Annotated in this window: 11 protein-coding genes; 7 read left to right on the top strand and 4 right to left on the bottom strand. The window is 57.4% G+C overall.

The features are described from left to right. Positions 1-23: 23 nt before the first annotated feature. Positions 24-524 (bottom strand): Lrp/AsnC family transcriptional regulator, encoded by a 501-nt coding sequence (locus MWU53_RS01835; protein WP_133487176.1) that lies wholly within the window; start codon positions 522-524, stop codon positions 24-26. A gap of 243 nt (positions 525-767) precedes the next feature. On the opposite strand from MWU53_RS01835, the gene trxB reads away from it, so the two are divergent. Continuing rightward, positions 768-1,709, top strand: coding sequence for a thioredoxin-disulfide reductase (trxB, locus tag MWU53_RS01830; protein ID WP_247089815.1), 942 nt, complete (start codon positions 768-770; stop codon positions 1,707-1,709). 227 nt (positions 1,710-1,936) lie between these two features. Beyond that, positions 1,937-4,012, top strand: coding sequence for a bifunctional sulfate adenylyltransferase/adenylylsulfate kinase (locus tag MWU53_RS01825; RefSeq protein ID WP_247089813.1), 2,076 nt, complete (start codon positions 1,937-1,939; stop codon positions 4,010-4,012). A 149-nt stretch (positions 4,013-4,161) separates the two neighbouring features. Here the strand turns inward: MWU53_RS01825 and MWU53_RS01820 are convergent, their stop codons facing one another. After that, positions 4,162-5,268 (bottom strand): hypothetical protein, encoded by a 1,107-nt coding sequence (locus tag MWU53_RS01820; RefSeq protein WP_247089811.1) that lies wholly within the window; start codon positions 5,266-5,268, stop codon positions 4,162-4,164. 86 nt (positions 5,269-5,354) lie between these two features. Continuing rightward, on the bottom strand, positions 5,355-5,768 hold the full coding sequence (locus MWU53_RS01815; RefSeq protein ID WP_247089809.1) for an Hsp20 family protein: 414 nt from the start codon (positions 5,766-5,768) through the stop codon (positions 5,355-5,357). 161 nt (positions 5,769-5,929) lie between these two features. Between MWU53_RS01815 and MWU53_RS01810 the strand changes: the two genes are divergently transcribed. The 4 genes from MWU53_RS01810 (at position 5,930) to MWU53_RS01795 (ending at position 8,728) form a co-directional block, all read left to right on the top strand. Then, positions 5,930-6,148, top strand: coding sequence for a DUF465 domain-containing protein (locus MWU53_RS01810; protein ID WP_247089807.1), 219 nt, complete (start codon positions 5,930-5,932; stop codon positions 6,146-6,148). Between the two features lie 76 nt (positions 6,149-6,224). Next, positions 6,225-6,713, top strand: a complete 489-nt coding sequence (gene purE / locus MWU53_RS01805) for a 5-(carboxyamino)imidazole ribonucleotide mutase (RefSeq protein ID WP_247089805.1) — start codon at positions 6,225-6,227, stop codon at positions 6,711-6,713. Beyond that, a complete protein-coding gene (locus tag MWU53_RS01800; protein ID WP_247089803.1) occupies positions 6,706-7,782 on the top strand; it encodes a 5-(carboxyamino)imidazole ribonucleotide synthase in 1,077 nt (358 codons plus the stop codon). The genes purE and MWU53_RS01800 overlap by 8 nt, the downstream gene beginning before the upstream one ends. 232 nt (positions 7,783-8,014) lie before the next feature. Beyond that, the gene (locus MWU53_RS01795) at positions 8,015-8,728 is read left to right on the top strand and encodes an outer membrane beta-barrel protein (protein WP_247089801.1); all 714 of its coding nucleotides are present in this window, start codon (positions 8,015-8,017) and stop codon (positions 8,726-8,728) included. Between the two features lie 31 nt (positions 8,729-8,759). Here MWU53_RS01795 and MWU53_RS01790 read toward each other — a convergent pair whose 3' ends face one another. Further along, a complete protein-coding gene (locus MWU53_RS01790; protein ID WP_247089799.1) occupies positions 8,760-9,245 on the bottom strand; it encodes a DUF2937 family protein in 486 nt (161 codons plus the stop codon). A 302-nt stretch (positions 9,246-9,547) separates the two neighbouring features. On the opposite strand from MWU53_RS01790, the gene MWU53_RS01785 reads away from it, so the two are divergent. Then, complete coding sequence (locus MWU53_RS01785) at positions 9,548-11,911, top strand: hypothetical protein (RefSeq protein ID WP_108856357.1); 2,364 nt, start codon at positions 9,548-9,550, stop codon at positions 11,909-11,911. The last annotated feature ends 263 nt before the right edge of the window (positions 11,912-12,174 follow it).

The raw sequence follows: 12,174 nt of genomic DNA, 5'->3' as shown, positions 1-12,174 counted from the left end.
TTTTCAAAATTCCGGCGCGACGCTTACGGTGTGTCTTCCATCCGTGCTTCCAGCACATCAAACGGCACGCCCGGCTCGTCCTTGGCTCCGCGAATGACCAGCGACGTCTTTACGGACGCCACATTCTCGGCCGCGGTCAGCTGTTCGGTCAGGAAGCTCTGGAAGGTCGACAGGTCGGGTGCGACACATTTCAGGATGAAGTCCACCTCGCCGTTCAGCATGTGGCATTCGCGGACCAGCGGCCAGTGGCGGCACTGTTCCTCGAACGCGGACAGGTCGACTTCTGCCTGGCTAACCAACCCAACCATGGCGAAGACTTGCACCTCGAAGCCCAGCGCGCGGGCATCTACATCCGCGTGATAGCCGCGGATCAACCCGTGCTCTTCCAGCGTGCGCACACGCCGCAGGCAAGGCGGTGCGGATATCCCAACACGCTTGGCCAGTTCCACGTTTGTCATACGACCGTCGGCCTGAAGTTCAGCCAGAATCATACGGTCGATTGGGTCAAGTTTGCTTGCGGACATTGAGTTGCCTTCTGATGAGCATCCGGTGGCGCGCCAAGTGGCGGCATTCGATCGGAAATTGCGCAGAGACTATATCCAGACGTTGCATTGCGCAACAATCTTTCGCACCCGCGCAACATCATTTCTTGATGAAATCGTCAGCCGCACCGTCACGCGGCCGTGATGCCTTCGGGCTCGGGCCTTTCAATACTGGTCCGGCTCGCTTATATGCGTCACGAACCAAGAATGCTCAAGGAAGTTCCAATGTCCGAGACCCGCCACACCAAAGTTCTGATCATCGGCTCCGGCCCTGCTGGATATACCGCCGGCGTTTACGCCTCGCGCGCCATGTTAGAGCCGATCCTTGTGCAAGGCATGGAACCGGGTGGACAGCTGACCACCACGACCGAGGTCGAGAACTACCCTTCTTTCATCGACATCCAAGGCCCCGAGCTGATGATGAAGATGGAAGAGCACGCTCGCGCGATGGGCACCGAGGTGATCGGCGACCTGATCGTGGATCTGGACATCTCGAAACGCCCGTTCACCGCGAAGGGCGACAGCGGCACCATCTATACCGCCGATGCCGTCATTCTAGCCACTGGCGCCCGCGCCAAATGGCTGGGGCTGGAGAGCGAAGAAAAGTTCAAGGGCTTCGGCGTCTCGGCCTGTGCCACCTGTGATGGCTTCTTCTATCGCGGCGAGGAAATCGTCGTGGTGGGCGGCGGCAACACTGCCGTCGAAGAAGCGCTGTTCCTGACCAAGTTTGCCTCGAAAGTGACGCTGATCCACCGCCGCGACACGCTACGCGCCGAGAAGATCCTGATCGACCGCCTGATGAAGAACGAAAAGATCGTACCGCTGTGGGATCATCAGCTGGAAGAGGTCGTGGGCGACGAAAACCCGCTGGGCGTCACTGGCGTGCGTGCAAAACACGTCAAAACCGGCGAGATCACCGAGATCCCGGCGAAGGGTGTTTTCATCGCCATCGGCCACGCGCCGGCGAACGAGCTGGTGAAGGACACGCTGGAAACCCATATGGGCGGCTATGTCGTAACGAAGCCAGACTCGACCGCAACATCGGTGCCCGGCGTCTTCGCAGCGGGCGACCTGACGGACCATAAATACCGTCAAGCTGTGACCTCGGCCGGGATGGGCTGTATGGCCGCTCTGGAAGCCGAGCACTTCCTGTCTGAAAACGAATAAGCGTCACTCCCTCCCAAACACATATATAAGGCGGCCCTATGGCCGCCTTTTTGCACCTCGCCCCACGCGAGTTTCCCGCTTTCGCTCCCGTTTGCGAAACACTGTTCCCCAATCCACACAGTCCTGGCGACATTCCCCGTAAATTAGAATTTTGCCAAATTACTCCTTTGTCACGTCGCTGTTTCATGCGATGCGTTCACGCGTGAACACACTTTGAGTCGTATGACATGTCGTCAACCGAAGCCAAACCCACCCCCGGAGAAGAGGATCAGCTCTTCCGCCTTCTGCGCCAACTCGATACGGCGCCGGAGGCATCGCAGCGCGCGATTGCGGCAGCCATTGGGGTGTCTTTGGGAAGGCTGAACGCGCTTCTGCGTGCGGCGGTCGATGCTGGGCTGATCACCATCAGCACCCGCAACGGCCCCGACAAGCGCCAGCGGTATTCTTACTCGCTGACCGCACGCGGCGCGTCCGAGAAGGTGCGGCTCACAGACATTTTCTTGAACCGCAAGCTTGCAGAATATGACGCATTGCACGCGGAACTAACCGGTACAACCAGCGGCCTGGTTCCGCTTAAACACAGGACCAATCTTATGGAACAAAACCTTGCTCCGATCCCCGAACTTTATGTCAGCCATGAAAGCGCGCAGAAGCTGAAAGTTGAAGCTGCTGACCTGACCAGCCACGACCTGACCCCGCGCCAGATCTGCGACCTTGAGCTGCTGATGAACGGCGGTTTCAATCCGCTGAAAGGCTTCTTGTCGGAAGAAGACTATAACGGCGTTGTGGAAAACATGCGTCTGGCCGATGGTCAACTGTGGCCGATGCCGATCACGCTGGACGTGTCGGAAGGCTTCGCAGCCTCGATCGAACTGGGTCAGGACATTGCCCTGCGCGATCAGGAAGGCGTGATCCTTGCCACCATGACCGTGACCGATCGCTGGGAGCCGAACAAGGCCAACGAGGCCGAAAAGGTCTTTGGTGCTGATGACGACGCCCACCCGGCTGTGAACTATCTGCATAATCAGGCTGGCAAGATCTATCTGGGTGGTCCGGTTGTCGGCATCCAGCAGCCTGTGCACTACGATTTCCGCGGCCGCCGTGACACCCCGAACGAACTGCGCGCCTATTTCCGCAAACTGGGTTGGCGCAAAGTTGTGGCCTTCCAAACCCGTAACCCGCTGCACCGCGCGCACCAGGAACTGACCTTCCGCGCCGCGAAAGAAGCGCAGGCCAACCTGCTGATCCACCCCGTTGTCGGCATGACCAAACCGGGCGACGTCGACCACTTCACCCGCGTGCGCTGCTACGAGGCCGTGCTGGACAAATACCCAGCATCGACGACCTCGATGAGCCTTCTGAACCTTGCAATGCGCATGGCCGGTCCGCGCGAAGCCGTCTGGCATGGCCTGATCCGCGCCAACCACGGCTGCACCCACTTCATCGTTGGCCGTGACCACGCCGGCCCCGGCAAGAACTCGGCTGGTGAAGATTTCTACGGTCCTTACGACGCGCAAGAGCTTTTCCGCGCCAACCAGTCGGAAATCGGCTGCGAAATGGTCGACTTCAAGCACATGGTCTATGTGCAGGAACGCGCCCAGTACGAACCCAATGACGAGATCAAGGACCGTGACAACGTCACCATCCTGAACATCTCGGGTACCGAGTTGCGCCGCCGCCTGTCCGAAGGCCTAGAGATCCCCGAGTGGTTCTCGTTCCCGGAAGTGGTGAAAGAGCTGCGCCGCACCAAGCCGCCGCGTTCGAAGCAAGGTTTCACCGTGTTCTTCACCGGCTTCTCGGGTTCGGGCAAGTCGACCATCGCCAACGCGCTGATGGTGAAGCTGATGGAACAGGGCGGTCGCCCCGTGACGCTTCTGGATGGCGACATCGTGCGTAAAAACCTGTCGAGCGAGCTTGGCTTCTCGAAAGAACACCGCGACCTGAACATCCGTCGCATCGGCTACGTGGCCTCCGAGATCACCAAGAACGGTGGCATCGCGATCTGCGCGCCCATCGCGCCCTACGCCACCACCCGCCGCGCCGTGCGTGAGGACATCGAGCAGTTCGGTGCTTTCGTGGAAGTGCACGTCGCAACCTCGATCGAGGAATGCGAGCGTCGTGACCGCAAAGGCCTGTATAAACTGGCCCGCGAAGGCAAGATCAAAGAGTTCACCGGTATCTCGGACCCGTATGACGTTCCCGTAAACCCGGAACTGTCGGTCGAGACTGAAAACGTCGACGTCGACAACTGCGCCCACCAGGTTCTGCTGAAGCTGGAGAGCATGGGTCTGGTAAAAGCCTGATCGCTAAAATTTCTAAAGAAAAGCCCGGCCGTCGCGCCGGGCTTTTTTTGTTTCTTGGGGGGCTTTGCCCCCGCGTGAAGACCCCCTGGGCCTTCACACTCCCCCAAGGATATTTGGAACGAGGAAAAGCGTAAGAGGGGCCCAGTGTATTAACTACTCAACCCATCCGGCATCGGGTTCCAGTCAAAATAGGCTTTGACGATACCGTGGTCTGACGCGCCCAGCGCTTCTTCAAAGCTTTCGCGGTTCAGGTGGTCGTTGATCACCTCCATCTCGCGGAAGGACCACAGGCGCTTGCGCGAGTGGTCGTAGAATTCCTCGCTGACCAGAATATGATCCAGGCTTTCGCGCTTATGTTTGTAGACATGTGTGTAATAGACATGGCGCATGGATCGGTATTGCTGCAGCCGTTCGACGGAATAAAGCCCCTTGTCGGATGTTAGCCCAGCACGGCTTTTCTGCACCATGCGATAGGTCGGCTGGTCGGAAATCAGCTCGTTCGTCACCGACATCGTGTCGTCGTTCAGATCCCCCATCACGATGGTGGGCGAGATGTCGTCTTCGTCCTCGGACTTCATCCAGCCATCCAGCAGCACCCGCAGCGCACCGGCCTCCATCACGCGCCGGATATGGGCCAGTGACGATTTCGCGTGTTTGGCGTGGTGTTGCAGGATCAAGGGTTGTGGCTGCGCGAAGGATACGCGGGCCGGACCTTTGGACTTCAGATGCGCCACGACGACGCGCACTTCGGGCGGCTTGGGACCGGTGCCTTCTGGCTGGATCCGCGCCACCAGCAGGGGCCGCGAGAATTTGTTGATGGTGATGGTCACCTCTTCCTCGGCACCGGCGGTCTCGCGCACCTTGTCAAAGCGGAACTGCAGCGGGAAATCCGCGTGCCAGCCCCCATCGACCAGCTGAGAACCGCCGTCCCGGCCCTTGCGCACCGCCAGTGCGACCTGAGGCCGCCCGCGCCCCGGCGCGTCCCGCACCACGAGGTCATAGTCATTGGTCAACCCAGCCTCGGCAAAACATTCGCGCAAGGCGACAACCGACCAAAGTTCCTGAAAAGCGATGACCTCGGCGTCGACCTCTTTCAGGCGTGCGGCGGTCCAGCGGATTTTTCGCTGGTAATAGGCGCGGCCTTCCGCATCATCTTCGATATGGGGGCGGTTAGAATAGGTGATCCCACCAGGGACCTGCAGATTGAAAAGATTGATCGTCGCAAAGCTTAGATCGCGCATGTTCGCACGGGCCATGACAAAGTCCTCCTGAAATCAACTTCCAGAAGAATAGCATGATTCTGTGCGATTGCGTGGCAGCGGGTCGAAACACCCTTCGCGACCTAAGCCTTATTGATCGTGATGGTCTGCACCACGGTTTCCGGCTCGGCCCGTTCTAGGTCGATGTGCAGAAGCCCGTTTTCGGTCTTGGCGCCAACCACCTCGACCCCTTCGGCCAGCACGAAGCTTTTCATGAACTGGCGGGCAGCAATGCCCCGATGCAGGAAAACCCGGCCTTCATGCGTGTCGCCCTGCGATCCCCGGATCACCAGCTTGGCATTTTCGACCGTGATCGACAGATCGTCATCAGCAAACCCGGCCACCGCCAGCGTGATCCGATAGGCCCGGTCCGAGACCTGTTCGATATTAAAAGGGGGATAGCCATCTTTGCCGGATTTCGCGGCCTGTTCGACCATGCGCTCCAGCTGTTCAAAGCCCAACAGGAAGGGATGCGTTCCCAAGCTTACTTTTGTCATCGACACGTCCTTGAATAAGCGACACGTTTCTTATGGCCCCCGCAGGCGACCACAACATGAATATGGGTGTCCCTCCAAACAGTTGCAAGGCGGCTTTTGCTTGGCGATTGCCCCCGGCTGACGTTATGGTCGGGCAACCACTCGACGAGAACGACTCGAATATGAGCAATGCCAAAGAAATGAAGACCGACGACGTGCTCCGTGTGGAGCTCGAGGTCTTCCGCGCCGAACACCGGGATCTGGACGAGGCCATCCACGCGCTTGAAGAAAGCGGGCGGGCGGATCAGTTGCGCCTCAGGCGCTTGAAAAAGCAGAAACTGGCCCTGAAAGACAGAATTGCGCGGATCGAGGATCAATTGACCCCGGATATCATTGCTTGACTGCAACGCAGCATTGCATCGAGGGGCGTGAAGCCTGTATGGAAACGCCAACTGACGCAAGGGATGCGAGGGACACATGACGGATGTGAAAGTCGGGATCATTATGGGCAGCCAATCGGACTGGCCCACTATGAAAGAAGCCGCCACTGTTTTGGACGAGCTGGGCATTGCTTATGAGACCAAGATCGTCTCGGCGCACCGCACCCCGGACCGTTTGTGGGACTATGGCAAGACGGCTGCTGATCGCGGACTGCATGTGATTATTGCAGGCGCCGGTGGTGCGGCGCACCTGCCCGGCATGATGGCCTCGAAGACCCGCGTACCTGTCGTGGGCGTTCCCGTGCAAACGCGTGCGCTGTCTGGTGTCGACAGCCTGTATTCAATCGTGCAGATGCCCAAGGGTTTCCCGGTTGCCACCATGGCCATCGGCGCAGCTGGGGCCGCCAATGCGGGCCTGATGGCGGCTGGCATTCTGGCCGTGTCGGACGCGGATCTTGCAACCCGGCTGGACGCGTGGCGTGATGCGTTGTCGGCCTCGATCCCGGATGAACCCTCGGATGACTGATATGCTTCCTACCGGTGCCACCATTGGTATTCTTGGCGGCGGCCAGCTGGGCCGCATGCTGTCGGTCGCAGCCTCGCGGCTGGGCTTTAAGACGCACATCTTTGAACCGGGCGCCAATCCGCCCGCGGGTCAGGTGGCTGACCGTGTGACCACCGCAGGCTATGACGACATCGCTGCGCTTGAGGCCTTTGCCGCCTCGGTCGATGTCATCACCTACGAATTCGAAAATATCCCCACCACCGCGCTGGACGCGCTGGAAGCGCACAAGCCGATCCGTCCGGGTCGCGAGGCGCTGCGCGTCAGTCAGGACCGTCTGACCGAGAAGGATTTCCTGTCCGGTCTGGGCCTGAAAGTCGCGCCCTACGCGAATGTGGAAAGCGCCGAGGATATGGCCGCGGCCGTCGCGCAGATCGGCGCGCCCTCGATCCTGAAAACCCGACGCTTCGGCTATGACGGCAAAGGACAGGCGCGGCTGAAGTCCAATGCGGATGCAGACGGCGCATTGGCCGACATGCAAGGCGCACCCGCCCTGCTGGAGGGCTTCGTGTCCTTCACCCACGAGGTCAGCGTGATCGCTGCACGTGGCACCGGCGGCGACGTTGCCTGTTTCGACCCCGGTGAAAACGTCCACAAGGACGGCATTCTGGATACCACGACCGTGCCCGCCAACCTGACCGCCTCGCAGCGGATGGACGCGGTGCTGCTGGCCGCCAACATCCTGAACGCGCTGGACTACGTGGGCGTCATGGGGGTCGAGCTGTTCGTCACGCCGCAAGGGCTAATCGTGAACGAGATTGCCCCGCGCGTGCACAATTCTGGCCACTGGACCCAGCAGGGCTGCACCATCGATCAGTTCGAACAGCACATCCGTGCCGTTGCAGGCTGGCCGCTGGGTGACGGATCGCGCTACGCAGATGTGGTAATGGAGAACCTGATCGGTGACGACATGGACCGCGTGGCTGAAATTGCCAAGGAAGGTAACGCGTCGCTGCACCTCTACGGCAAAGCTGACGTCAAGCCGGGACGCAAGATGGGCCACGTGAATCGCATTACACCGCGCCAAAGCTAAGTTCTGCTCGAAGACACACAGATCGCCCGCATATTATGGCGGGCGATTTTCTTTTTTCTGTCAACAGTTTTGGTTTTGATTTCACTTTGCGCATGCGCTCGCAACAATACACCACACATAGTGGGCATTCCGACACGCTATACTAGATATGGAAAAATAAAAGTTCCCACACAAAAAAAATGTAGATACAAGAGTTCAATCAATTTTTGCCATTAAAGTATGAGCTTTACCGATGATGAAGTCCGTCAGCCTTCTGGCCTGTGCCACCACATTCTTCGCTGTGGGAACCGCCTCGGCGGGGTCTTTGAATGACCCAGTGATCACACCGGTTACGCCTGCCATTGAGGACCCTTCGCCTTGGCAAGGAGCCTATGTTGGGGGCACACTCGGATATCATTTCGCCGGTGGTGACCGGATCGGACTTACGCCCGCCATCGGCCCGTCGTTCAGCACCGGAGAAGAGCTGAACATCGGCGGCCCGGCACTGTCTTTGCGCGCTGGCTATCGCTGGCAGTTCAACGACTTCGTTGTCGGTGGCGAAATTGCCGCAGAAGCCGGCAATGTCGAGGATTCTTTTGCGGGCGGAGGCTATAGCGGGTCGACGAAACTGAACCACGCGCTATCGCTTCGTCTGAAAGCGGGCGTTGCTTCGAAGTTCTTTGGCTCATTCATCTATGGCACCGTTGGCCTGTCGCGCGCCGAGTTTGACTATGTCGTCTCGGGTTCTGGCGGCGGTGGGGCCGTGTCTTTCGATGAAACCTACTCTACGAACGGCTATATCCTTGGCGTGGGCTTCGAGCGTCCGCTCGCGGATCGGTGGACTCTGACCGGCGATTATGAGTACGTCAATTTCGGCACGGATGAACTGACGGATGGCGGGGGAACCACCACCTTGGCAACGCCGCTGTTCCACACAATCAAGCTGGGTGTAAACTATAACTTTTAAGCCACGTGGCGCGCCTTTAACGGGCGCGCTCTTAGGCCAACCTGCGGAACGGGCGTAGAAACGCGCCCAAAAGCAGCGACACGATCAGCCAACCGCCCACATATCCGATCCCCGCACATAAAAGACCATCTGCCGTCACGGGAACGGCCGGGCGGTACTCGTTCCACGTGCGTTCGACCAGATCCACATCGCGGAAATGCCACAGCTTGGTCAGGCGCACCAAGGGCTCGGTGCCTTTAAGAGCCGCATAGGACGCGTCCAGCCGGTCAAAACGATTGAAGTTGTCCTGCATCTGGTCGCGTAGATCGTTCTGAAAGTCCGATCCACTCATCTTTTCCAGCGCCTCGTCACGAGTGTATCCGGCCGCCTTTGCGGTCAGATCGAACCCGGTGGTAATAACCTTCAGCTCGGTCCGCGCGCCCGACAGGCGCTGCATGTATTGCTGCGTGAACTCGGGGAACTGGCTGAGCGCCACGGCGCCTGCCAAACCGCCAAACATGGCCAGAGTACGGATCATGATCTGCTCTCACTTCTGTGGTGTGTTTTCCCAACACTACCGCAGGGCTGCTTCCCCCGTCAAAGGGGCCATTTTCCAACTTAGTCCCCGCCCAAGAAAAAAGCCCCCAGAGATCCGTGACGCATTCCGTCCGATAGGAGGCTTCCCATCATGTCCTGCCGAAATATTTCCGGCAGGACATTGATTTCTATTTGAATTTCGAATTCAAAGTCGACGACAGATCGGCCTGATGCCCGGGACCTCGCAGTCCCGGGCTTCGTTTTTGCGAGTTTTGGCCAATATAACAATCAGCGGGAAACGCCATGGCAAAACTGAAGGTGGGGGGGGCTTTGTTCGAGAGCATTGAAAACCTATCGCTCGACCAGATTTACCCAGAGGTTGTCGGCCGAGTAAATTTGAACACATGCGGAAATCCGGATTGTGGAAATTTTGGCTTCGCATTCAATCCTGACATTCCTGATCCTCGTGGGGGGTCTTCGAAATTCAAACTGGCGGCTGCTTCGAGCGCAGCGATTTCCGCAGGTGTCGGGCAATACAAGCTGTCTTCCTCGGGCAAGAAAGAAGATGCGCGGGTTTCTTCCATCCTCGAATACGGGAACGAGCCAAGAGCATGGATGGATACAAGAACCATTGTATGCCAGCACAAGGCTGGGAATCGAAAATGTGGCTTGGGTCAGAAGGTTCTTTCCAATGCTCACTTCGTGGCGGAAACAAATCGCCTAAGGTCGATGAACGGCGTTCTGGATGGACCAAGATGCGGTAGCTGCGGAAAGCGGTATCTTGAAGATCCGACTGCGTTTGCCCTCGATGGTGCCAACGGCAAGACCACGCCCAGAAAAGGTAGCCGGAAGGGTGGAAAGCCCCTCGGAATGCGTGTCGTTTGCAAAGCATGCAAAGGCCAAAGAGGCTCCCGGTTTACGGTGTCAGCACCGCATCGCCGGCAGAAGGAAAGAACTGAAAACATCCAAATCCTGAACCACCTGGTCAATGAGTCAGGAATGAGTGATATGCGCCGAATTTTCAGAAGCCCTGATGGCAGGCGACAGGTTGGCATGTCGCGGTTCTACGATCGCATATTTTGGCTTGAGGAAGTCCTCCTTGCTTATGAAAAGGCCCAGTTGGACAAGTGGCGTAAGGACCACGAACGCCTCGGGAAATTTCGCCATCACAAAATTGCCCATGACGATATTGTTCTTTCGGTGAACTGGGAGACGCGCACTGACCGCCGCCTGACACAGTTGAATTGTTCGATCAGTGCAGACATCGATTCTGGCTACATTTACCGAATAGATGTCGATTTCGATCCTACCATTGATCCCGCCAATTATCTGCTCGACCACTACGGTGGTCGCAAAGGGCCAGTGAAGATCAGAAAGACTTATACCAAGGCAGATGGAACAACGTTCACCGCGCCCCTTTTGGAATTCCAACGACCCTCTGGGCGGTATGAAGAAGGAGCACTCTTCGCAGCTGCCGAGTCAGAATTCCGCCTCTTCGGTGAGAAGGTTCATGAAAAGCTCAAGCGAGCGAAGAGGACACCCGACGCGAGCCTTCAATTCGAGCTCGACAGAGCTGAGGAAAGGCGGCTCTCGCTCAGCTTCCTTCGCAGGTTCTATTTCAATTTCCCCGCGTCAGAGCGTGATACGCGCAACTCATTTTCGGGCATTATGACGCGCGATACCTACACAAAAGCGGCGCATCTCGAATGCCTGAGAGAAATGTTGCCCTCCGGAAAGATAACGCTCGTCAGTGAACAAGAAGCGGCAATGGCGCGGGTAGTTCCGCACATCTTCCGGGAAGACATTAAGGAGGATTTGTTTGAATGGCTTGTCGTGAGCTTCAACAAGAAGGCAACCAAGGGTCAGATCACCTCGAAGTTCAACCGATACGACGCATCGCTCAGAAGGTTTCGGAATGCCAATCCGAACCTTGCGCCATATGAAGCGCTGCATGCATGGACTGAAGCCAGGCTGAAGCCTGCCTACAAACCTGGACGATCCGGGGATGCTCGGCCGTTTCCTATATCAAATTTTGCGACACGTGCCTTCCCTGATCTCTGGATTCGAAGTCCTGTCCAGTTTGGCGGCGAGACAGACAAGGTTGTCGGATTCCCAGTCCTGTCGCGCCGATACAGGGAACAATTCAAAGCTTTGGGCATAGACTCTCAGATCAAGGATCCTGATCTTTGCAAGGCCATTACAAGGCGCGTTGTCCGGGCGACATTGCAGCCGGCTTCGAGCTTTATGGAGGCTGTTCGCGAACGCATCAGTATGACTGATCGCGCAAGCAGCGGCGGGGCTCGAAAAGGTCCCTCGTTTGAGAACGGTGCCAGCTACAATCCCAGGGTTCTGATCGCGATCCTGAACATCTTCAGGGTTCACTATAATTTTTTCGAGTTTCGCCAATATGTAACATCTCGGAACAAGCATGACGAAACCGAAGAAGTAGAAATGACCATGAGCTCTATCGCAGTTCCCGGTGAAAATATACGGATTCCCGTAGAGAAACACCGAAAACGGGCACCTATTGAGAACACGCCAGCCATTCGCTTGGGAGTTCAAAAAGTGTCGTCGGAAGATGAGCAGCCTTCGCTTCCGAACCTTTCTCGGGTTCTTTACAAGCCATGGCTTCTATACGGCACGCCTCTTTGGACGCGGCTGTCGTAAAGGCCCATCGCAAAACAGCTATTCCGGGCTTGCAATTATTCGTTGGCATGGTTTCTAAAAAGCTATCGGTCCATATCGGACATTCGTCGCAACAGACGCGAATGACCGTAGGGTGCCCACATTGACTCAATGCTGCAGTTCGCTCGAATGAAAGTGACAAGTCCAGAATGGACACCCTTGGGTGTGATGACACCTCGTTCTGTCTCTTAAAAAAAAGATCCGAAAACTCACCTGCATATGCCACTCAAGGATTTGCATCTAAG

The organism is Aliiroseovarius sp. S1123, assembly GCF_023015885.1.
Taxonomy (GTDB): domain Bacteria; phylum Pseudomonadota; class Alphaproteobacteria; order Rhodobacterales; family Rhodobacteraceae; genus Aliiroseovarius.
This window is presented reverse-complemented; position numbering and strand designations above follow the sequence as displayed.

Coding starts and splice junctions, on each gene's coding strand:
- MWU53_RS01835 (WP_133487176.1), bottom strand. CDS start 524: ATGTCCGCAAGCAAACTTGACCCAATCGACCGTATGATTCTGGCTGAA.
- trxB (WP_247089815.1), top strand. CDS start 768: ATGTCCGAGACCCGCCACACCAAAGTTCTGATCATCGGCTCCGGCCCT.
- MWU53_RS01825 (WP_247089813.1), top strand. CDS start 1,937: ATGTCGTCAACCGAAGCCAAACCCACCCCCGGAGAAGAGGATCAGCTC.
- MWU53_RS01820 (WP_247089811.1), bottom strand. CDS start 5,268: ATGGCCCGTGCGAACATGCGCGATCTAAGCTTTGCGACGATCAATCTT.
- MWU53_RS01815 (WP_247089809.1), bottom strand. CDS start 5,768: ATGACAAAAGTAAGCTTGGGAACGCATCCCTTCCTGTTGGGCTTTGAA.
- MWU53_RS01810 (WP_247089807.1), top strand. CDS start 5,930: ATGAGCAATGCCAAAGAAATGAAGACCGACGACGTGCTCCGTGTGGAG.
- purE (WP_247089805.1), top strand. CDS start 6,225: ATGACGGATGTGAAAGTCGGGATCATTATGGGCAGCCAATCGGACTGG.
- MWU53_RS01800 (WP_247089803.1), top strand. CDS start 6,706: ATGACTGATATGCTTCCTACCGGTGCCACCATTGGTATTCTTGGCGGC.
- MWU53_RS01795 (WP_247089801.1), top strand. CDS start 8,015: ATGATGAAGTCCGTCAGCCTTCTGGCCTGTGCCACCACATTCTTCGCT.
- MWU53_RS01790 (WP_247089799.1), bottom strand. CDS start 9,245: ATGATCCGTACTCTGGCCATGTTTGGCGGTTTGGCAGGCGCCGTGGCG.
- MWU53_RS01785 (WP_108856357.1), top strand. CDS start 9,548: ATGGCAAAACTGAAGGTGGGGGGGGCTTTGTTCGAGAGCATTGAAAAC.